At 56.9% G+C, this 18,672-nt stretch carries 21 protein-coding genes and 1 pseudogene; 9 read left to right on the top strand and 13 right to left on the bottom strand.

Features of this window, described 5'->3' with window-relative positions; translation table 11 throughout:
• Positions 1-44 precede the first annotated feature (44 nt).
• Positions 45-302 (bottom strand): glutaredoxin family protein, encoded by a 258-nt coding sequence (locus RBB82_RS19570; RefSeq protein WP_433972421.1) that lies wholly within the window; start codon positions 300-302, stop codon positions 45-47.
• A 62-nt stretch (positions 303-364) separates the two neighbouring features.
• On the opposite strand from RBB82_RS19570, the gene RBB82_RS19575 reads away from it, so the two are divergent.
• Positions 365-865 (top strand): DinB family protein, encoded by a 501-nt coding sequence (locus tag RBB82_RS19575; protein ID WP_433972422.1) that lies wholly within the window; start codon positions 365-367, stop codon positions 863-865.
• Between the two features lie 111 nt (positions 866-976).
• Here RBB82_RS19575 and RBB82_RS19580 read toward each other — a convergent pair whose 3' ends face one another.
• The 6 genes from RBB82_RS19580 to RBB82_RS19605 form a co-directional block, all read right to left on the bottom strand.
• The gene (locus RBB82_RS19580) at positions 977-1,750 is read right to left on the bottom strand and encodes an SDR family NAD(P)-dependent oxidoreductase (RefSeq protein WP_433972423.1); all 774 of its coding nucleotides are present in this window, start codon (positions 1,748-1,750) and stop codon (positions 977-979) included.
• 341 nt (positions 1,751-2,091) lie between these two features.
• A complete protein-coding gene (gene tadA / locus RBB82_RS19585; RefSeq protein ID WP_433972424.1) occupies positions 2,092-2,562 on the bottom strand; it encodes a tRNA adenosine(34) deaminase TadA in 471 nt (156 codons plus the stop codon).
• 39 nt (positions 2,563-2,601) lie between these two features.
• Complete coding sequence (locus tag RBB82_RS19590) at positions 2,602-3,210, bottom strand: HD domain-containing protein (RefSeq protein WP_433972425.1); 609 nt, start codon at positions 3,208-3,210, stop codon at positions 2,602-2,604.
• Positions 3,207-3,557: a hypothetical protein gene (locus RBB82_RS19595; protein WP_433972426.1), complete on the bottom strand. Its 351-nt coding sequence runs from the start codon at positions 3,555-3,557 to the stop codon at positions 3,207-3,209. Before RBB82_RS19595 ends, RBB82_RS19590 begins: the two co-directional genes overlap by 4 nt.
• On the bottom strand, positions 3,554-4,618 hold the full coding sequence (locus RBB82_RS19600; protein ID WP_433975422.1) for an agmatine deiminase family protein: 1,065 nt from the start codon (positions 4,616-4,618) through the stop codon (positions 3,554-3,556). Before RBB82_RS19600 ends, RBB82_RS19595 begins: the two co-directional genes overlap by 4 nt.
• A gap of 354 nt (positions 4,619-4,972) precedes the next feature.
• Positions 4,973-5,449: a cupin domain-containing protein gene (locus tag RBB82_RS19605; RefSeq protein ID WP_433972427.1), complete on the bottom strand. Its 477-nt coding sequence runs from the start codon at positions 5,447-5,449 to the stop codon at positions 4,973-4,975.
• A 49-nt stretch (positions 5,450-5,498) separates the two neighbouring features.
• On the opposite strand from RBB82_RS19605, the gene RBB82_RS19610 reads away from it, so the two are divergent.
• The gene (locus RBB82_RS19610; protein ID WP_433975468.1) at positions 5,499-5,729 is read left to right on the top strand and encodes a hypothetical protein; all 231 of its coding nucleotides are present in this window, start codon (positions 5,499-5,501) and stop codon (positions 5,727-5,729) included.
• A 62-nt stretch (positions 5,730-5,791) separates the two neighbouring features.
• Here RBB82_RS19610 and RBB82_RS19615 read toward each other — a convergent pair.
• The 3 genes and pseudogenes from RBB82_RS19615 to RBB82_RS19625 all read right to left on the bottom strand — a co-directional run.
• A pseudogene (locus RBB82_RS19615) lies at positions 5,792-5,932 on the bottom strand (hypothetical protein); the annotation flags it as partial.
• Between the two features lie 169 nt (positions 5,933-6,101).
• Positions 6,102-6,299, bottom strand: coding sequence for a hypothetical protein (locus tag RBB82_RS19620; protein ID WP_433972428.1), 198 nt, complete (start codon positions 6,297-6,299; stop codon positions 6,102-6,104).
• 4 nt (positions 6,300-6,303) lie between these two features.
• Complete coding sequence (locus tag RBB82_RS19625) at positions 6,304-7,263, bottom strand: carbon-nitrogen hydrolase (protein ID WP_433972429.1); 960 nt, start codon at positions 7,261-7,263, stop codon at positions 6,304-6,306.
• Positions 7,264-7,666: 403 nt separating this feature from the next.
• Between RBB82_RS19625 and RBB82_RS19630 the strand changes: the two genes are divergently transcribed.
• The 5 genes from RBB82_RS19630 to mdh all read left to right on the top strand — a co-directional run bounded on the left by RBB82_RS19630 (position 7,667) and on the right by mdh (position 13,561).
• The gene (locus RBB82_RS19630; protein WP_433975423.1) at positions 7,667-9,097 is read left to right on the top strand and encodes a glutamine synthetase family protein; all 1,431 of its coding nucleotides are present in this window, start codon (positions 7,667-7,669) and stop codon (positions 9,095-9,097) included.
• Between the two features lie 98 nt (positions 9,098-9,195).
• Positions 9,196-10,089: a hypothetical protein gene (locus RBB82_RS19635; protein ID WP_433972430.1), complete on the top strand. Its 894-nt coding sequence runs from the start codon at positions 9,196-9,198 to the stop codon at positions 10,087-10,089.
• 121 nt (positions 10,090-10,210) lie between these two features.
• The gene (locus RBB82_RS19640) at positions 10,211-10,975 is read left to right on the top strand and encodes an SIMPL domain-containing protein (RefSeq protein ID WP_433972431.1); all 765 of its coding nucleotides are present in this window, start codon (positions 10,211-10,213) and stop codon (positions 10,973-10,975) included.
• Positions 10,976-11,071: 96 nt separating this feature from the next.
• On the top strand, positions 11,072-12,472 hold the full coding sequence (locus RBB82_RS19645) for an NADP-dependent isocitrate dehydrogenase (RefSeq protein ID WP_433972432.1): 1,401 nt from the start codon (positions 11,072-11,074) through the stop codon (positions 12,470-12,472).
• A 159-nt stretch (positions 12,473-12,631) separates the two neighbouring features.
• Positions 12,632-13,561 carry a malate dehydrogenase gene (gene mdh, locus RBB82_RS19650; protein ID WP_433975424.1) on the top strand — a complete coding sequence of 310 codons (930 nt, stop codon included), beginning with the start codon at positions 12,632-12,634 and terminating at the stop codon, positions 13,559-13,561.
• A gap of 79 nt (positions 13,562-13,640) precedes the next feature.
• On the opposite strand, the gene RBB82_RS19655 is transcribed toward mdh, so the two are convergent.
• Positions 13,641-14,162, bottom strand: a complete 522-nt coding sequence (locus tag RBB82_RS19655; RefSeq protein ID WP_433972433.1) for a peptidylprolyl isomerase — start codon at positions 14,160-14,162, stop codon at positions 13,641-13,643.
• 78 nt (positions 14,163-14,240) lie between these two features.
• On the bottom strand, positions 14,241-14,984 hold the full coding sequence (locus RBB82_RS19660) for a peptidylprolyl isomerase (RefSeq protein WP_433972434.1): 744 nt from the start codon (positions 14,982-14,984) through the stop codon (positions 14,241-14,243).
• A 284-nt stretch (positions 14,985-15,268) separates the two neighbouring features.
• Here RBB82_RS19660 and RBB82_RS19665 point away from each other — a divergent pair, with 284 nt between their 5' ends.
• The gene (locus tag RBB82_RS19665; protein WP_433972435.1) at positions 15,269-15,565 is read left to right on the top strand and encodes a putative quinol monooxygenase; all 297 of its coding nucleotides are present in this window, start codon (positions 15,269-15,271) and stop codon (positions 15,563-15,565) included.
• 13 nt (positions 15,566-15,578) lie between these two features.
• On the opposite strand, the gene RBB82_RS19670 is transcribed toward RBB82_RS19665, so the two are convergent.
• The gene (locus RBB82_RS19670) at positions 15,579-16,838 is read right to left on the bottom strand and encodes a dipeptidase (protein WP_433972436.1); all 1,260 of its coding nucleotides are present in this window, start codon (positions 16,836-16,838) and stop codon (positions 15,579-15,581) included.
• A 79-nt stretch (positions 16,839-16,917) separates the two neighbouring features.
• Here RBB82_RS19670 and RBB82_RS19675 point away from each other — a divergent pair, with 79 nt between their 5' ends.
• Positions 16,918-18,627 (top strand): GH39 family glycosyl hydrolase, encoded by a 1,710-nt coding sequence (locus tag RBB82_RS19675; protein ID WP_433972437.1) that lies wholly within the window; start codon positions 16,918-16,920, stop codon positions 18,625-18,627.
• The last annotated feature ends 45 nt before the right edge of the window (positions 18,628-18,672 follow it).

An 18,672-nucleotide genomic window follows, 5' to 3' on the forward strand; every position in this document is an offset into this window, starting at 1 on the left:
CTTCTCTCGCCGACGCATCATGAGCGAAATCCTCGGGTGCTTACTTAGGGTTGGGTTACGCCGAAGAGTTCGGACATCTCGTCGTAGAGGAAGCCTTCGCCGGGTTTGTAGGGCTGGACCCATTTGCCGTCGATAACGAACTGGGGGATGGCACGCTTGCCGGTGTTGGCGATGACCAGTTCGGGGGCGCCGGGGGTGTTCTCGATGTCGATCTCTTTGTAGGGGATGTTGTGGTTGGTGAGGAAGCGCTTGGCTTCGCGGCAGTCGCGGCACCAGGAGGCTGAGTAGACGGTGAGATCCATAGAGTTCTATTTTACCCGGTAGCGCCAGGGCTCGGTTGGTGCGCTCCATTACAATCCTGTTTATGTCGCCGCTCAAGGAGCTACTGCTGGCGCATCTTGGCTACTCCGCCTGGGCTACGCGACGGGTGTTGGGAGCCTGCTCGGTGCTTACGGCGGATCAGCTCGATAAGGAGATGGGCGCGTCTCACTCGAATATCCTTCGGACGCTTCGACATATTCATGATGGAGAGAGGGTTTGGCTCCGCCGATTGATCGAGGTGGACAACGACCGGCTGCCTCGAGGGTCCGCTCCGGAACACTCGTTTGAGTCTCTGGTTCAATACTGGCCTGGGCTTTGGGACGGTTATCGTGGATGGGTCGATGCTGCTTCTGATGACGACCTGACATGCGAAGTGTCTACGGTTTTGCCTGACGACGCAGTGTTTCGTGTGCCTCGTTGGCAGATTGTGCTTCATGCGATCAATCATTCTACTTTTCATCGCGGACAGATAATTACGATGCTGCGCGGGTTCGGAGTGGTGCCTCCTAATACTGATCTGACTGCTTATCGCGCTTCGCGCTGACTGCGTTGTCCTGCCGGACGGGCCCGCTGCGCGCGGGGCGGCCACTTCGTGGCTTGTGTACCTTTTCTTTCGGGTGTTATGGTTTGCTGCCCTCCCGTTGGTCGGGATTTTCTATTGTTCGTGGTAGTTGCGGATTAGGCCGCCGTCGACGAAGTAGGTTGAGCCAGTGACGTAGGCTCCGTCGTCGGACGCCAGGAAGAGGGCTACGGCGGCGACATCTGCCGAGGTTCCCATGCGGCCTAGTGGGATATTTTTGAGCAGGGCATCGAGCTGGGATTTGTTGGCCATCATCTTGGCGTTGATTGGTGTGGAGATGGCGCCTGGTGCAATGTTGTTGACGGTGATGTTGAGGGGCCCGAGCTCGACGGAGAGGTTGCGCATCAGCATGCGCATGCCGCCTTTGGAGACGCAATAGGTGGAGAAGTTGGGGAAGACCATGTCTTCGTGGACGGAGGAGATGTTGATGATGCGGCCGGGGAGTTTGGCGTCGCGGAGGCGGCGGACGAAGGCCTGGGTGAGGAAGAAGGCGCCCTTGAGGTTGACGTTGAGGACGGCGTCGTAGTCGGCTTCGGTGACGTCCCAAAAGGCGGCTTCCTTCTCGATACCGGCGTTGTTGACGAGGATGTCGCAGCGGCCTAGTTGCTGGTAGGCCTGATCGACGAGGTTTTGCGTGTCGGCGAGGATGGAGACGTCGGATTTGACGAGGATCGCTTTACCGCCTGCGGCTTCGGCTTTGGAGGCGGTCTCTTGTGCCTGGTCGATGTTGTTGCGGTAGTCGACGACTACGGTTGCACCTTCGCTGGCGAAGCGGATGGCGATGCTTTGGCCGATGCCGGAGCCGGAGCCGGTGATGATTGCTACTTTGCCTGCGAGACGACCTGACATGGATGCATCCTTGCTGGGATTTTGGCGGCATAAACATACTTTGTTAACCCAAATCTGGTGCTAATTAGATGTGTACCAGAAGAGGCCGAGGCAGATAAAACCTATCGCATAGTAGATTGCTACATTCTCCCAAAAAGCTTTGGGATCGTCGGAACGGGAAATTATCCCCCGGTACTTCACCAAACAATATCCGCTAGCCGTGAAGATCATTGCACCTGCACCACAACTATTCCCATGTAGAAGAACACATCGTGCCGTGCCACCAAATATCGGTACCAATAACCGTTGTGATCCATATACCAGCCATGCTCTCAGGTCGTCTGAAGCGGCACAAGGATAGGTTAGTCAAATATGTTTAACTTCTCCTGGCGGCGTTTGCGGAAAAAGTTGGTGAGGAGGGTGCCGCACTCGGCTGCGAGGAGACCTGTGGTGACTTCTACTTTGTGGTTGAGCTGGGGGTGGTTCATGACGCTGAGGACGCTGCCGCAGGCTCCGGCTTTGGGGTCGGGTGCGGCGTAGACGAGACGGCTGATGCGGGCGTGGAGGATGGCTCCGGCGCACATGGCGCAGGGCTCGAGTGTGGCGTAGAGGGTGCAGTCTTCGAGGCGGTAGTTTTTTAGAGCGAGGCCGGCCTGGCGGAGGGCGACGATCTCGGCGTGGGCGGTGGGGTCGCTGTCGCGGAGGACTCGGTTCTGGCCGCGGCCTATGATTTTGTTTTTGTGAACGATGACTGCGCCTACGGGGACCTCGCCGTTGGCTTCGGCGTCGTTGGCTTCGGCGATGGCGGCTTGGAGGTGGTCGAGATCGGTCATGTGTTTGTTGCGTCGAGTGTCGATTGCGCCGCAGAGGAGCTAGAAGAGATTTTTTCCGCCTTCAGTTTCGAGGGAGTCGATGAAGGATTGCATGATTTTAGTGCGCGGGATTGCGAGGGCTTTGGAGGTTTCGAGGAGAAGTTGGTTGGGGAGGGTGGTTAGGTGTTTTTTGAGGGCGTGGAGGGCTTCGGTGAAGGTGCAGAAGCGGGTGTCGCTGCCTAGTTTGGCGAGGGCGCGGGTGATGCCGATGGCGCCTAGTTGCTCGAGGATGTCGGCGTCGCGGGCGATGGTGGCTTCGGGGGTGAGGGGTGTGTCCTTCGGTTGGTGAGTGCGGATAACTTCGAGAACTGCGGGGGTCTTTTCTTCGGGGAAGGCAGCTTCCTTTAGGATGGCTGGTGCTTTTTCGGTGACGTAGGCTACGTGGTCCCAGGTTTTGAGAGCTTCTTCGGTTTCGGGGCGGTGGCCAATGAAGACGCCGAGGTCGTGGAGCCAGACGGCGGCGAAGACTACGTCGTCGTCGTAGGTGAGGCCTTCGCCGATGAGTTGCGTGAGGGCGTAGAGGCGGGGCTGGTGGCCAAATTTGTGGGTTGGGTTCGCGTGGGCGGCGATGTAGTTTTCAATGGCGGCGCGGTAGGGCTTGTCGGTCATTGATTACCCCCAGCCAGGTGTTTTGAGGGATCATTCTTGCGAATACTGTTCCAAAACAGCTTGCAGGAAATCCCAATTGCTGCAAGTCCGAATGGAAGCCTCAGCCATGGAGAACCGAAGGTGACATTGCCCACAAACAAAATTCCCACCAGTAAAAAAGCAAGACTAAGGAGAAGTACACCTGCGCGTTGGATTCTTGTTATATGACGTGAACCTTTCCATAAGAGAGCATCCACGTTTCTAGCGTTTAAGAGTACGTCAGGATATGTGACATTGCTTTGCTTACGCTTCACTTCGTCCGCGAGCTTCTCAATAGGATGTTGGTGTTTATGTTGGTTGGCGTTCATGCGGGTTCCTGTTGGGAGAGGCAGTGGAGGGTGCCTAGGCCCCAGACGAGGTCGACGGCGTGGACGCCGACTATTTCGCGGGTGGGGAAGCAGGCGGCGATGATGTTGAGGGCGTGGCGGTCGTTGGGGTCGTTGAAGGTGGGGACCAAGACGATGCCGTTGGCGATGTAGAAGTTGGCATAGCTGGCGGGGAGGCGCTGGCCTTCGAAGATGACCGGCGTGGGCATGGGGAGTTCGACGATCTCGAAGGGCTTGTCTTCGAGGTTGCGGAAGTTGCGGAGGCGGTCCAAATTCTCTGCTAGTGGGAGGTGATTTTCGTCGTGGGTGTTGGGCTCGATGGCGGAGAGAATCTTGTTTTCGCCGACGAAGCGGGTGATGTCGTCGACGTGTCCGTGGGTGTCGTCGCCGGCGCAGCCTTTGTTGAGCCAGAGGACCTTTTCGATGCCGAGGTATTCGTGGAAGGCGTGCTCAAGGCGCTGGCGGGTTTCAGATTCGTCGCCGAGGCCGGGGTTGCGCTCCTGGATCCTGGAGAGGAGGCACTCTTCGGTGGTGAGGAGGAGGCCGGCACCGTTGGTGTCGATGCTGCCGCCTTCGAGGACGAGACGATGGGTAGTTCCGTTGAGAAGCTGGACCTCGGGGCGGATCTGCGGGATGTCGTAGTGGTGGGCGACGTGCACGGGGATCTGATCGTCGCGTTGCCAGTTGTCATACTTGGCCCAGGCGTTGAACTTCCAGTTTGTGGCGGCGAGGTCGCCGGTGGGTTTGCCTTCGGCGATCTTTTTTACGAAGATGGGGCCGGAGTCGCGGAGCCAGACGCGGTCGGTGGGCCACTGGTGAAAGTGAAGGCGGCCGAGGTTGGCGCCGGCGCGGCGGAGGAGGTTGGTGGCGCGGCGTTCGGCTTCGGCGTTGTTGACGAGGATATGGACGTCTTCGACGCGGGAGAGGTGACGGACGATCTCGCAGTAGACCCAGGGGATGGTTTGGAACTTGCCGGGCCAGTCGTCGGAGTTGTGGGGCCAGGCGATCCAGGTGGCGGCGTGAGGGGCCCATTCGGCGGGCATGCGGTAGGTCGTCGGCTTGGGATTGGCGCTGGTCACTGCTTGTTGCTCCTTTGCGGGAAGGGAACCCTCCTCCCGTCTAAAGTTGGCAAAGTCTTCCATCCAAAAGGCTTCGTTTTGTACTTCGGTGTGCTCAGCGGCAAGGTGCCAGATTTGAGTCACGCTTTGGTGAAGTTGGATCAAGTTTAGTGCCTGATTTAAGTATAGCTGTCGGGGGACAACTGATTTGCCATCGGCATGTCGTTGATTGGAAGGAGCCTGTGTGGCCTTTTGGGTGATGAGGTGAAAGAGCACGGTTCGCGCGTGTGGCGCGATGCCAACATTTCAGAATCGAGATATGCGGCACCCGGCCGAGAGTCACTTTTCCTTGAAGACGAGGTAGGTGGTTATAGTGCCGGGTGCGACTTTGACCCAATGGGGTATGCCGGCGGGGATGTGGACGATGTCTCCTGTGTGGAGGACTACCTCTTTTCCGCCGTTGATGCCGGAGGCGAGGGTTTCGCCGGGGCGGCCGGGGCCGCTGTTGGGATGCTCTCCCTGCATGGTGCCGCCGGTGACAAGGGTGATTGTGCCTTCTTTGATTACGATTTGGTCGGCGAAGAATTGATGGCGCTCGGCTTCGCCGGTGCGGGTGCGGACTACGATGAGGGTGTAGTCATTGCCGTAGTCTTCGAGTCTTCCGATTGCGAGGCCGGTGGGGCTTGCCTTTGCGGTTTCGGTTAGTTTGGCTTCCTGTTGCTGGAGGTCGGCTGCGGTGTGGACGGTGGGCTCGGTGGTTTGGGCGAAGGATTGTGTTGCGACGAGCGCGAGGTATAGGAGGGTGCGCGAGAGCATTCTGACTCCTTGTGGGTGGTCAGATTGTACTGGGTAGTTCGGTTGTCAGATGGTTGGGGATGGAGTCGAGGCGCTCAAGATATTTGGTGTGGATGTGTGGGTAGTCCTCGTATTGTTTGCGGGTGGGGTTGTTTGCTATATAGCGCGACTGGTTCGTGAAGTCATCGGCGTCTCGGATGCGATGTTCGTGGTGTCCGCTGTGCCAGACCTCTCCTGCGACTTGCTTGCGTGCTGCGAAGGAGTATCCGCCCTTGAGGTACTGAATGCATTTTGCTGTTGATTCGTTTGGGCTGGGGTGAGTAAGACATGAACGTGGTCTGGCATGACTACGAAAGCGTGGAGTTGGAAGCGGTTTTTGTTGCGATGATGAAAGAGCGTTGTGATGAAGAGTTCGGCGTTTGCTGTGCGCTGGAAGTGGCGGTGTCGCTGGAACGTCACGATTGTGATCGCGTAGGTGCTCTGCTTTTGGCGGATTGTGGGCATCGAGAGAAAGCATACCCCAGGGGCTAAAGCCCCTTTTGTGGATGGGCTGGGGAGGGCCAAGCCTAAAGGCTTGGCTTACCTAGAAGCGGTTCGCGCCTTTGCGCGAATGCCGATCCTGAAGGCTTGGTTACCTAGAAGCGTTCGCACCACGCGAATGGAAACATGGTCGTCATCCAGCACTCATAGCTTTCTTCACGGCCGCTTCCCACTCTTTCAATACCGCAGGATCGCCTGGATTCCCGTCTGACCAGGTGGAACGTGATAGATCTCCAAGAAGTGCTCCCAACTCTTTATTGGAGTGCCGTTCCCAGATGCCTTCAAGATAGTTAAACATTGCGCGATACGCTTGATCTTCTGTCATTGACATGACTTTAATCGATGAAGCGTTTGGATATGCCTTCGTAGGCGTCGATGCGGCGGTCGCGGAGGAAGGGCCAGTGCTGGCGGGTGACTTCGATGAGTTTGGGGTCGAGGCCGGCGATTAGGATCTCTTCTTTGTGGTGCGATGCCTTGGCGAGGATGCGGCCGAAGGGGTCGGCGATGAAGCTGCCGCCCCAGAACTCGATGCCGGAGTGCGGGGTGTGGTCGCCGGGGCCGTGGAGTTCGACCGTGGCGGGATTGCCGTCGGCTGCGGTGACTTTGAATTTGACGTCGCCGTGCTCGTGACCGACGCGGTTGACGGCGCAGGCGAAGACTCCGTTGGCGATAGCGTGAGCGCGCTGGGCGGTCTGCCAGGCTTCGTACTGGGCGGTGCCAAACTCCTCTTTTTCGGAGGGGTGCCATCCGATGGCGGTGGGGAAGAAGAGGATCTCGGCGCCGCGGAGGGCGGTGAGGCGGGCGCCTTCGGGGTACCACTGGTCCCAGCAAACGAGGGTGCCGATGGGGCCTTGCGTGGTTTGGGTGGCTTTGAAGCCGAGGTCGCCGGGGGTGAAGTAGAACTTCTCATAGTAGAGGGGGTCGTCGGGGATGTGCATCTTGCGGTAGGTGTCGGCGATGCGGCCGTCTTTTTCGATGGTGACGGCGGTGTTGTGATAGAGGCCGGGGGCGCGGCGCTCGAAGAGTGAGGCGACTAGGACGACGCCGGTTTCGCTGCAAACGCGGGAGAGCGTGTCGGTCGATGGGCCGGGGATGGATTCGGCCAGGCCAAAGAGATCGTGGTCTTCGCGCTGGCAGAAGTACTGGGCGCGGAAGAGCTCGGGCAGGCAGACGATCTGTGCGCCTTGTCGTGCTGCCTCGAAGACGAACTCGGCGGCCTTGTCCAGGTTGAGCTGAGTGTCCGGATCGCAGGACATCTGGATGAGGGCGACACGTTTGGTGGTGCTTTGAGCCATGGTGGTTCGTCTCCTGCTTCTGGGCCGATGGTGCTCCGACTCTTTGAGAATGCTATTAGGGCGTTGCGGTGCGATGAATTGTCGCTAACACGCTACCGACAATTAGATCACTTTTCGCGGATTGAGATTCATCGGAGGGTTCGATGAAGCGTGAGCGGAGGAATAAAAACCGTAGGGGCGTGTTTATGGAAGAAGGGATAGTGGCTGCGTACGTGGCGCGAGGGGCTGAAACCGTGGAGTAAGTCGAGAAAGTGATTTGAATCTCTCTTTTGTCCTGATGAATTTTCTGTTAGTTTTGAGGGGTGGAGCGGTCAGATTAGCGTCGGGCGCGTTCTCTTCCAATCACCTAAAAACATCTTCCAGCAGTTGCAGCAAGACGTGTATTTATTGCAGAAGGAGTGTTATTTTGAGCGAATTTCGTGATTTTTTGGAGCTTCCCTATGGTGAACTCGAGGATCTGAACCTGGCGGCGAAAGAGCAGCGCAAGAAGCGCGTTGCCGCCGATGTGATTCAGGAAGAGCGGATCAAGTACCTGACCGACGAACGCCGGATCAAGGCCGTGACGGTGCTGTTCAGCGATCTCGAAGGCCGGCTGCACATGCTGGACTACGACAAGAAGTTTCTGGTGAAGAGCTACGACAACCTGACGTTCGATGGCTCGTCGATTCGTGGATTTACGGCGCAGCGGGAGAGCGATCTGCGGTTGGGGATCGACTGGAGCGCGTTTTACTGGGTGCCGGCGGATATATTTGGCGCGGGCAAGGTGATGGTGTTCGGCGAGGTGATTGATAAGAACGGCACGACGTACAGCGCGGATATTCGCGGAGTGCTGAAGCAGTTCTCGCAGGAGCTTTTTGATAAGCAGGGTTACACGCTGAACGCTGCGAACGAGATTGAAGGATTCTTGTTTGAGGGCATTGATGCGGAGCGGAGCTACCACGAGACGGGAAGCTTTGAGTATGTAAATAAAGGTGGGTACTATCACTCGTTGCCGGGCGATCCGCTGCGCGAGTTTATCGACACCACGGCGGAAGTGCAGCGGGCGATGGGGTTCGAGAATGAGAAGGACCATCCCGAGGTTGCGCCTTCGCAGTTTGAGATTAACTACACCTATGGTGAGGTTGTTGCTGCGGCGGACCAGATTCAGCTCTACAAGTTGATCTGTAGACAGGTTGCGACGCAGATGGGGATGACGGCGAGCTTTCTGCCGAAGCCTGTTGTCGGCGTGAATGGCAGCGGCATGCACACGAATATTTCAATTACTAAGGGCGGGAAGAATCTCTTCTGGGATCCGAAGGGTGAGGAGAAGATCTCGAAGTTGGCGTGGCAGTTTACGGATCGCATTTTGACGCATGGCAACGATATTTGCCTGCTGTTGAATGCGAGTGTGAATGCTTATCGCCGGCTCGATCCTCACTTTGAAGCGCCGAACCAGATTAAGGCTTCGGCTACGGATCGTGGATCGATGGTGCGGATTCCGATTGGAAATGAGAAGTCGGCACGTGTTGAGGTGAGGTCGGTTGGGCCGGATGCGAATCCTTACCTGGTGCTGTACTCGATCTTCAAGAGCGGCCTGCAGGGTGATACTTCGAGGATCAAGAATCTGCGGCAGGCGGAGCGATATCTTCCGGACAACGTCTACACGGCGCTTGAGAACTTCCGCGCGGCGGAGTGGACGACGACATTGCTGGGTGAGGATGTGAAGGCGCGGTACGCAGATCTGAAGCAAGCCTCGGCGGATCGGTGTGCCCGGTTGCTGGGGACGATCGTGAAGGCTCCTGAGGTTCAGTTCCATCACGACGTTTATAACCAGCTGCTCTGGAATATTTTTTAGGCTGCTGTTTCAGATTGGAGCAAGGTCGGTGAGAGATCATCGGCCTTCTTCTTTTTTGATGGGCACCGAATGTGGCGCGTGCTAGAGTTCGAATCGATATGAACGTTCGGGCCCTGTTTTTTCTTGTAGTATTTGGATCGTTTCTCATTGGTTGCGGTGGGGGAAGTCCAAAGCCGGTGTCTCCGGCTGTGAGTCCATTGGCGGGGAATTGGCTTCTTGTTGGGCCGATGCCGACGAATTTGTTGCAGCTTTCGCCTGTCAGCGGATTCAGGCTCGCGATGACATTTGACGTGACGGGTAACAGTCTTAAGGCGGCAGGAGTCAGCAATCAGCCTTGCAACAATCAAGACCCTTCGTCACCCATAGTGCTTGTAGGTGTGTCGTCTACAGACATAACCGAAGGGGCAATCGATGCTGATGGCAGCTTCACGCTACAGACGCCAGCTAATTTTCGAGGAAATTTGTTATCGGTTCAAGGAAAGGTGCCTGAAGCGGGCGGCGGATGGACGGGCAGTTATACGGCGTCATTTACAGGGCCCGTGGAACCGCCTTGCGGTGGAACTTACTCAGGAACGGTGACTGCAACCTCGTTTCCACTGGTTAGTGGAGTCTATGTTGGAGCGGGAAGTTCGCCGTCAGTTCCAGGTGCTCCAGGTAAGCCAGTTACGTTTCAGGTAAGTCTTCAGCAGGGTGGGATTGTGACAAATTCGTCGACGGGGATATCTACGCCGAGCAGCAGCGTGCTTACGGGCAGCATCCAGGTGAGCGGCTCTTCGTGCTTGAGTTCGGGGACAATCGGTCCAACACCTCCGGGCTCGGTCGAAGGCAACCTGATGACCGCAAATTTCGCGATGAATGATGGATCAAGTTTGAACTTTCAGGGAGCGCTGAAGGATTCGACTGAAGAAACCATTACTTCCCTCTTTGTTGTTGTTACTGGAGGAAAATGCGCGGGCTTTTATCAGCTTCCAGAGATCGACCGGCAGCAATGATGTGCTGAACCGATCCGTTCGTCTCTGCAGCTTTGCTGATGTGCGGCTACGCTGTTCCGTTTGTTGACAAGGCGGTGGGGCTGTTGCATTCTGCTGCTGTTGTGTGGACGGAGGTTTTCTCTTGGATACGGAACGATCTTCGTGGTTTGCACCTGCGGCGGTGTTGGGTGCTTGTCTGCTGCTGGGGCTGGTGGTTGGTGGGTGGGTGCTGGGGTCCGAGATAAAGGACATCCGGTTGGCGGACCGGTATGTGACGGTGAAGGGATTGGTGGAGAGGACTGTGAAGTCCGATCTGGCGATCTGGCCGGTGAGCTTTAAAGAGGCAGGGAATGATCTGCCGCAGGTGTTTGCGAAGAGCCAGTCGGATAAGGAGGCGGTGCTGAAGTTTTTTGCGGCGCAGGGAGTGACGCCGCAGGAGATTTCGGTAGGTCAGATCAAGGTGACGGACAAACTGGCCAATGAATATAGCGGGAATAGCACCGGGCCGCGGTACATCGTGGAGCAGAGGGTAACGGTGCAGTCAAAGGACGTGGATAAGATTGCGAAGGCTGGAGAGAAGACGGCGGATCTGGTGCAGGCGGGGATTGTTGTGGGGGATAATAATGGGCAGGGTGGGATTCGGTACACGTTTAATGGCCTGAATGCTTTGAAGCCGGACATGATTACGGAGGCTACGCGAAATGCGCGGTCGTCGGCGGACAGGTTTGCTGCGGATTCGGGGAGTCAGGTGGGTTCGATTCGTTCGGCGAGCCAGGGATTTTTTTCGATCTCGGCTGCGGATAGTGTCTCGACTGGGGGCGAAGGCGGGGGAGCGGATAGTGGCGACGCGAGCATCATGAAGACGGTGCGAGTGGTGGCTACTGTGGATTACTACCTGGTTCGATAAGCGCACGGTTTGGCCGCGTACCGTTGCCACTGGTCTTGCGCAGATGGTAGCCTTCGGTCTTCTGTTTCTATCGATTTTTCTGCGGAGATAATGACGATGCAAACGAGCTACAACGGAATTCCAGTGCCGACGAATGGGCAGGCGATCGAGTACAGCAATGGGAAGTTTACGATTCCAGATCATCCGATTATTCCGTTTATCGAGGGAGATGGAACGGGGCGGGATATCTGGAAGGCTTCGCAGCGGGTGTTCGATGCAGCGGTGGCGAAGGCTTACGGGGGCAAGCGTTCGGTAGCGTGGTATGAGGTGCTGGCGGGGGAGAAGGCGTATCGGCAGACGCAGAACTGGTTGCCGGATGACACGGTGAAAGCCACGGTCGATTTTCGTGTGTCGATCAAAGGGCCTCTGACGACGCCGGTTGGCGGGGGGATTCGTTCGCTGAACGTTGCGTTGAGGCAGTTGATGGATTTGTATCAGTGCGTGCGGCCGGTGAAGTACTACGCGGGTGTGCCGAGCCCGGTGAAGCATCCGGAGAAGCTGGATGTGGTGATCTTCCGTGAGAATACGGAGGATATTTATGCGGGTATTGAGTTTCGCGAGGGGACGCCTGAGGCTCAGAAGTTCATCGCGTTTGTGAACGATGAGATGCTGAAGGGGGGCAAGAAGAAGATTCGACTGGACTCGGGTGTTGGAGTGAAACCGATCTCGATTACGGGCTCGAAGCGGCTGGTGCGAGCGGCGATTCAGTATGCGCTCGATAACAAACGCAAGACGGTGACGCTGGTGCACAAGGGAAATATTCAGAAGTTTACCGAAGGCGCGTTTCGTGAGTGGGGTTACGAGGTTGCTTCGCATGAGTTTCGTGAGCAGACGGTGACGGAGCGGGAGAGTTGGATTCTTGGGAATCTTGAGGCGAATCCGAAGCTGACTGCGGAGGAGAACGCGGCGCTGATTGAGCCGGGGATTGAGTTTGCGGCGAAGGAGTTTGGCGAAGAGGTGGTGGCTGAGGTGAAGCAGGTGGTTGCTTCGATTGGCGCGTCGCACGGCGGAGGGAAGTGGAAGAGCAAGATTCTTGTGAATGATCGGATTGCCGATTCGATATTTCAGCAGATCATTTTGCGGCCGGAAGACTATAGCGTGCTTGCGACCACGAATCTGAACGGGGACTACATCTCAGACGCTGCTGCTGCGCAGGTTGGTGGGTTGGGGATCGCTCCGGGAGGAAATATTGGTGATGGGTACGCCGTGTTCGAGGCAACGCATGGGACAGCTCCGAAGTATGCCGATAAGGACGTGATCAATCCGGGTTCCGTGATTTTGTCGGGCGTAATGTTGTTCGACTTTTTGGGCTGGACCGAGGCTGCGCGACTGGTCGAGAGTTCGCTGGAGAAGACGATTGCGCAGAAGTTCGTGACGTACGACTTTGAACGTGGAATGCAGGGAGCGACGAAGGCAAAGACGAGCGAGTTTGCGACGCGCATGATTGAGAATATGTAACGAAGGCGTGGGGACGGCTTTTTATATGTGAGCCGTCCTCATTTTCTTGCTGCTATGTTGTGCGGTATTCGTTTCGTTTGGGCGATATTGCGACGTAGGCACCGAGTCGACTTTAGAATAAAGAGTGAGAGTCGTACGCGACGCGATAAGGGAGAGATGATGCGGAAAAAAGTAACGATTGTTGGTTCGGGAAATGTTGGTGCAACGGCGGCGCATTGGATCGCTGCGAAGGAACTTGCGGACGTGGTGTTGCTGGATGTTGTCGAGGGTGTGCCGCAGGGAAAGGCGCTCGATCTGCTGCAAGCGATGCCGATTGAGAAGCGCGACTGCAACATTATCGGGACCAATGATTATGCTGATACCGCGAACTCGGATGTGGTGGTGATTACGGCGGGGATTGCGCGTAAGCCGGGGATGAGCCGCGACGATTTGCTGACGACGAACCATGGAATTATGTCGAAGGTTGTGGGCGAAGTGGTGAAGGCTTCGCCGAATACGATCATTATTGTGGTTTCGAATCCGCTGGATGCTATGGCGCAGACAGCGTTCAAGCAGGCTGGGTTGCCGCGTGAGCGCGTGATTGGAATGGCTGGCGTGCTGGATTCGGCACGGTTTCGGACGTTCATTGCTGAAGAGCTGAAGGTGTCGGTGGAGAATGTCACGGCGTTTGTGCTGGGCGGACATGGCGACACGATGGTTCCGCTGTCACGCTACTCGACTGTGGCGGGGATTCCGATTACGGAGTTGATTGCGCCTGATCGGCTGAAGGAGTTGGAGACGCGAACGGCCAATGGCGGCGCGGAGATTGTGAAGCACCTGAAGACGGGCTCGGCTTACTATGCTCCGTCGGCTGCTGCGGTGGAGATGGTTGAGGCGATTCTAAAGGATAAGAAGAAGATTCTTCCTTGTGCTGCTTATCTGCAGGGAGAGTATGGGATCTCGGGCTTGTATGTTGGCGTGCCTTGCAAGCTGGGGGCGAAGGGCTTGGAGCAGATCATCGAGATCAAGTTGACGCCGGAGGAGCAGGCTGCGCTGAATAAGAGTGCGGATTCGGTGAAGGAGCTTTGCACAGTGATTGGTGTTGCGTAGTAACCAATTTAGTTTTTGATTGCGGTATAAGACGAAGGCCCACTCGGTTGAGTGGGCCTTCGTTTGTTGGAATGCGAGATTAGGCGATGCGTTCGATGGTGACGGACTCGAGGACTACTGGGGTCTTGGGGCGGTCCATGCCGTCTTTGCTGACTTTGCTGATCTTCTCGACTACGTCGTAGCCTTCTACGACTTCGCCGAAGATGGTGTGCTTGCCGGTTAGCCAGCTGGTGTCGGCGACAGTGATGAAGAACTGCGAGCCATTGGTGTTGGGGCCTGCATTGGCCATGGCGAGTTTGCCCTTCTCCTGGAAGCCGTGCTTGGAGCCCTTTGTCTCGTCAGCGAACTTGTAGCCGGGGCCGCCCATGCCGGAGCCTTCGGGATCGCCACCCTGGATCATGAACTGGGGGATCACGCGGTGAAAGATGGTGCCGTCGTAGAGCTTTGGGCCTTTTTTGCTGCGGCTGTTCCACTCTTTTGTGCCTTCGGCGAGGCCGATGAAGTTTGCCACGGTCTCGGGCGCGTCTTTCTCGAAGAGCTCGCAGACGACGGTACCTTCCGTGGTCTTGAATGTGGCGTAGGTGCCTGGTTTGGTTGGCATTTCGAAATCTCCTAGCGATTACAGGTTGATTTGTTGGCAGAGAGGCGTCTCCGTGGACTTCGCGGAGGCCTGAAAGATTTAATTTGGCGTTGCCGTGACTCCGGTCGGCGCTTTCGGGACTGCGGGGGGCGCCGGTACGGGAGGCATGGGTTGGCCTTCGCGCACGATGGTGATGTGGTTGATGACGACCGGGGTAAGTGGTTTGTCGCTTGAGTTACGCTCTACGCGGGCGATGGAGGCAACGAGCAGGGCGGAGTGAGAGTCGCATTGGCCGAAGATGGTGTGCTTGCCGTTGAGTTGCGGGACCTCAGTCTCGGTGATGAAGAACTGGGAGCCGTTGGTGCCGCCGCCCGAGGGGCCGGGACCTGCGTTGGCCATAGCGAGAAGGCCGGGCTGGTCGAAGGTGAGGGAGGGATCGATCTCGTCCTGGAAGAAGTAGCCGGGGTCGCCGGTGCCGTCTCCAATGCGGTCGCCGCCCTGGATCATGAAGTTGGGGATGACGCGATGGAAGGTGGTGCCGTCGTAGTAGGGCTGGTGGTGCACCTTCTTGAGGGTTTTGGGGTCGGTCCACTCTTTGGTGCCGTCGGCGAGGCCGATGAAGTTGGCTACGGTGATGGGGGCTTCCTTTTCGTAGAGTTTGCAGGTGATGCGGCCCATGGTGGTGTCGATGACAGCAGTGGGACCGGACGGTACGACGGGGGGCTTGACCTGGCTGGTGGTGCTGGGTGCGTCGGGAAGAGCGTCGGCTGGTGGCGTGGTGGTCGATTGCGCCTGGGCGGATACGACGAGGGCCAGGGAGAGTGCGAATGTGCGAAGCATCATGCGGTGTGTAGCTCCAACAGACAGGCTATCGCAGACGGGCGGTTGGAGCAATGTGAGGGGCTTGCCAGAGAGGGGCTTTGGCGGTGACAAGAGCAACAGCAGATCCCTGCGGGATGACAACCAAAAAGACAACGGCGACCGCACGGTAAACGGGATGGCAATCGCTACGGCTGGATCAAATTCCTAAAAATTACAAACCTGAGACAAGAAAGGCGATGAAGGGTATGCGACATCCGTAACCTATTGAGGCTTTGTGCATCTGATTGGCTGGAGGATTTTTAAAGATGGCGAAGTATGCTTTGTATGCGGAGTTGAAGGCCAAGCCGGGTAAAGAGGCTGATGTTGAGGCTTTTCTGAAACAGGGTGCCGAGATGGCGAAGGCAGAGGCTGGCACCGTTCATTGGTATGGCTTCAAAGAAGATAAGGGTGGAGTGTTTGGCGTCTTTGACACGTTCAACGATGAGGCTGGACGCGATGCTCATTTGAATGGAGAGATCGCGAAGGCGCTGATGGCGAATGCGGCGACGTTGTTCTCCGAGGCTCCCAAGATTCACAAGATCGAGTTGATTGGGGAGAAGTAAGTCAATTTAATTGCTACGGATTGTGATCGGCGGCGGCCTGTACTTCGCGGAAGACGCGGAGGAGGTTGCCGCCGAGTAGTTTGTGCATGTCTTCGGCGGTGTAGCCGCGTGCCATGAGCGCGACTGTGATCTTAGGAAGGTCTGCGGCGGAGTCGATGCCGGCAGGTGGGACGGGGATGCCGTCGAAGTCGGTGCCGATGCCGACGTGATCGATACCTGCAATCTTGATGACGTGATCGAAGTGATCTATTAGCGAGTTGAATGGGGCTCGGCCGATTCTTGCGGCGAACTCGCGATCGATCTTGTCGGATGCTGTGTAGGGAACGGCCATTCCTTTGGCTCTGTATTCGACGGTGAGGGCGGCTTGCGCTTTTTTGCGCTCTTCGCTGCTTGCGTTCCAGGCTTTGCGCCAGTTTTCGTCGATGAAGGCAGGGAAGAAGTTGACCATGACGACGCCGTTGTTCTTCTTTATGGCGAGGAGCATCTCGTCGGTCATGTTGCGCGGCGCGTTGGTGAGGGCGCGTGCGGAGGAGTGAGACGCGATGACGGGAGAGCGCGTGGTGGCGATGACGTCCCAGAAGGTTTTGTCGGAGACGTGGGAGATATCGACCATCATGCCGAGGCGGTTCATCTCTGCGACGACTTGTTTGCCGAAGGGTGTGAGGCCGTTGTGGTGGTGGATCTTTGCGTCGTCGATGTCGCCGGAGGAGTCGGCCCAGTTGTTGGTGTTGGACCAGGTGAGGGTCATGTAACGGACGCCGAGATGGTAGTAGTCGCGGAGGAGGCCGAGGTCGTTTTCGATGGAGTGGCCGCCCTCGATGCCCATGAGAACGGCGAATTTTCCCTGGTTGTGCGTGGCGATGATGTCGTCGGAGGAGAGGCAGAGCTGGAGCTTGTCGGGGTGGTGGCGAACTTGTTCGAGGGTGCCGTCGATGAGGGATAGAGTGCGATGGGCGGAGGCGTTGGCGGCGTATTGGTTGGGGTCGACCCAGATGGAGAAGAACTGCGCGCCGAGGTTGCCTTGCTTTGCGCTGTCGTAGTTGAGCATGCCGCCGTTGAGGGGGTCGGTGAAGCTCCAGTGTTCATCGATGAAGCGTTGGGGAGTGTCGGCGTGGGTGTCGATGACGATGGCGGACTGATGGACGGCGAGGGGATCGGTCATTGATTTGGATTTGTTTTGGTTGCTCTGGGTGTTTTGGGCAGTTGCATAGGGTTGGCTGACGAGAAGTGCCGCCAAGAGCATCGCGGAGGCAAACATCGGCTGTCTCTTCATCTCGGACACCATTCTTTCATGTTGTGGAGTAGGCAGATTGTAGCAAGGGTTTGAAGGGATCTCTGATAACGTTTTCAGCATGTTCCTACGCCGGTTTTTCTTCGCTCAATTATTGGCCGCTTTCGTTTGCATTGGTTGCTCTGGATCAGTTTGTCTGGGACAGGCGAAGGTTGCTCCTATCGTTGTGGATGTGGATGCGGGACATCGTACGGGGCCGTATGAGGCTGTGTGGAGCTACTTCGGCGCCGATGAGCCGAACTACAGTTATGCGGCGAATGGGCAGCATTTACTGAGTGAACTGTCGCAGCTGAGTACCGCGCCGGTGTATTTGAGATTGCACAATCTGTTGACGACGGGGGATGGAAGCTCGTCGTTGAAGTGGGGTTCGACGAATATTTATCGGGAGGACGCTCAGGGGAAGCCGATCTATGACTGGACGATCACGGACAAGATCTTCGACGCGATGCGTGACAACCGGATAACGCCTCTGGTCGAAGTTGGATTTATGCCGGAGGCGCTGTCGGTTCATCCGAAGCCTTATCGGCATACGTTTCCTGATGGATCTGTCTACACGGGATGGAGCTATCCGCCGAAGGACTATGAGAAGTGGGCTGCGCTGGTGACGGCGTGGACGCAGCATCTGCACGATCGTTATGGAGATGCTGCGGTGAATACGTGGCTGTGGGAGGTTTGGAACGAACCGGATATTGAGTATTGGCATGGGAGCCCGGTGGAGTATGACAGGCTCTACGATGTGACGGCGGCCGCGATAAAGAAGGTGCTTCCTGCGGCGAAGGTCGGTGGGCCTGAGGCTACGGGGGTTAGTCCGGGGAAGTCTGAGGATTTTTTCAGGCAGTTCCTGGAGCACTGCGCGAGGGGGACGAATGCAGCAACGGGCGGAGTTGGTGCGCCGCTAGCGTTTATCAGCTTTCATCCGAAGGGGTCGCCGAAGACTGTCGACGGGCATGTGCGGATGGATATTGGCCATCAGCTGCGTGCGATGGATCTTGGGATGCGTGTTGTGGCTTCGTTTCCGGAGTGGAAGAAGACGCCGATTATTTTGGGAGAGAGCGATCCTGAGGGTTGCGCAGCGTGCAAGGGGGCGCAGAACGGATATCGCAATGGGCCTCTCTATGGGGTGAGTGTTGCGGAGGCTACGGCTTTGGCCACTGAACTGGCGAAGCGTAACGGTGTGAATCTGCAGGGAGCGGTGACGTGGGCGTTCGAGTTTGAGAACCAGCCGATATTTGCAGGGTTTCGTGAGTTGGCGACGGGCGGTATGTCTAATGGTGTCGACTATCTTGTGGATAAGCCGGTGTTGAATGTGTTTCGCATGATGGGAATGATGGGTGGGGACTATGTTTCCGTAACGAGTTCAGGTGCGCTGCCGGTGGAAGAGGTTGTCAAGGACAGCGTTCGTGTTGCTCCGGATGTGAATGCGGTGGCGACGCGATCACAACATCGGGTGGATGTGTTGTTGTGGAACTATCACGATGACGATGTTGCTGCAGAGGCGGCGAAGGTGCAACTTGGAGTGAAGAATATTCCAGTACGCGGTGTAAGAGTGCAGAAGTACTTGATGGATGGTCAGCATAGCAATGCGTATGAGGCGTGGCAGAAGATGGGGAGTCCACAGCAGCCTACGGCAGAGCAGTTTCTTGAGTTGCAGCGTGCGGGAAAACTTGAGCCGGTTGGATCAGCTGCGGCGCTGGGGACGAAGAACGGAAGAGCGGAGTTGGATCTGACGCTCGAACGGCAGGCAGTTATGCTGGTTCGGCTGTCCTGGTGACCTTGGTGAAATGTTCAGGAGAGCTGGGGCCGCTCTTTCATGCGA

The sequence above is a fragment of the Tunturiibacter lichenicola genome, assembly GCF_051013355.1.
Lineage (GTDB): Bacteria > Acidobacteriota > Terriglobia > Terriglobales > Acidobacteriaceae > Edaphobacter > Edaphobacter lichenicola_F.

What these genes read in the sequence shown, in the direction of transcription:
- RBB82_RS19570 (WP_433972421.1), bottom strand. Translation starts at nt 302, where the DNA reads ATGGATCTCACCGTCTACTCAGCCTCCTGGTGCCGCGACTGCCGCGAA.
- RBB82_RS19575 (WP_433972422.1), top strand. Translation starts at nt 365, where the DNA reads ATGTCGCCGCTCAAGGAGCTACTGCTGGCGCATCTTGGCTACTCCGCC.
- RBB82_RS19580 (WP_433972423.1), bottom strand. Translation starts at nt 1,750, where the DNA reads ATGTCAGGTCGTCTCGCAGGCAAAGTAGCAATCATCACCGGCTCCGGC.
- tadA (WP_433972424.1), bottom strand. Translation starts at nt 2,562, where the DNA reads ATGACCGATCTCGACCACCTCCAAGCCGCCATCGCCGAAGCCAACGAC.
- RBB82_RS19590 (WP_433972425.1), bottom strand. Translation starts at nt 3,210, where the DNA reads ATGACCGACAAGCCCTACCGCGCCGCCATTGAAAACTACATCGCCGCC.
- RBB82_RS19595 (WP_433972426.1), bottom strand. Translation starts at nt 3,557, where the DNA reads ATGAACGCCAACCAACATAAACACCAACATCCTATTGAGAAGCTCGCG.
- RBB82_RS19600 (WP_433975422.1), bottom strand. Translation starts at nt 4,618, where the DNA reads ATGCCCGCCGAATGGGCCCCTCACGCCGCCACCTGGATCGCCTGGCCC.
- RBB82_RS19605 (WP_433972427.1), bottom strand. Translation starts at nt 5,449, where the DNA reads ATGCTCTCGCGCACCCTCCTATACCTCGCGCTCGTCGCAACACAATCC.
- RBB82_RS19610 (WP_433975468.1), top strand. Translation starts at nt 5,499, where the DNA reads ATGGTTGGGGATGGAGTCGAGGCGCTCAAGATATTTGGTGTGGATGTG.
- RBB82_RS19620 (WP_433972428.1), bottom strand. Translation starts at nt 6,299, where the DNA reads ATGTCAATGACAGAAGATCAAGCGTATCGCGCAATGTTTAACTATCTT.
- RBB82_RS19625 (WP_433972429.1), bottom strand. Translation starts at nt 7,263, where the DNA reads ATGGCTCAAAGCACCACCAAACGTGTCGCCCTCATCCAGATGTCCTGC.
- RBB82_RS19635 (WP_433972430.1), top strand. Translation starts at nt 9,196, where the DNA reads ATGAACGTTCGGGCCCTGTTTTTTCTTGTAGTATTTGGATCGTTTCTC.
- RBB82_RS19645 (WP_433972432.1), top strand. Translation starts at nt 11,072, where the DNA reads ATGCAAACGAGCTACAACGGAATTCCAGTGCCGACGAATGGGCAGGCG.
- mdh (WP_433975424.1), top strand. Translation starts at nt 12,632, where the DNA reads ATGCGGAAAAAAGTAACGATTGTTGGTTCGGGAAATGTTGGTGCAACG.
- RBB82_RS19655 (WP_433972433.1), bottom strand. Translation starts at nt 14,162, where the DNA reads ATGCCAACCAAACCAGGCACCTACGCCACATTCAAGACCACGGAAGGT.
- RBB82_RS19660 (WP_433972434.1), bottom strand. Translation starts at nt 14,984, where the DNA reads ATGATGCTTCGCACATTCGCACTCTCCCTGGCCCTCGTCGTATCCGCC.
- RBB82_RS19665 (WP_433972435.1), top strand. Translation starts at nt 15,269, where the DNA reads ATGGCGAAGTATGCTTTGTATGCGGAGTTGAAGGCCAAGCCGGGTAAA.
- RBB82_RS19670 (WP_433972436.1), bottom strand. Translation starts at nt 16,838, where the DNA reads ATGAAGAGACAGCCGATGTTTGCCTCCGCGATGCTCTTGGCGGCACTT.
- RBB82_RS19675 (WP_433972437.1), top strand. Translation starts at nt 16,918, where the DNA reads ATGTTCCTACGCCGGTTTTTCTTCGCTCAATTATTGGCCGCTTTCGTT.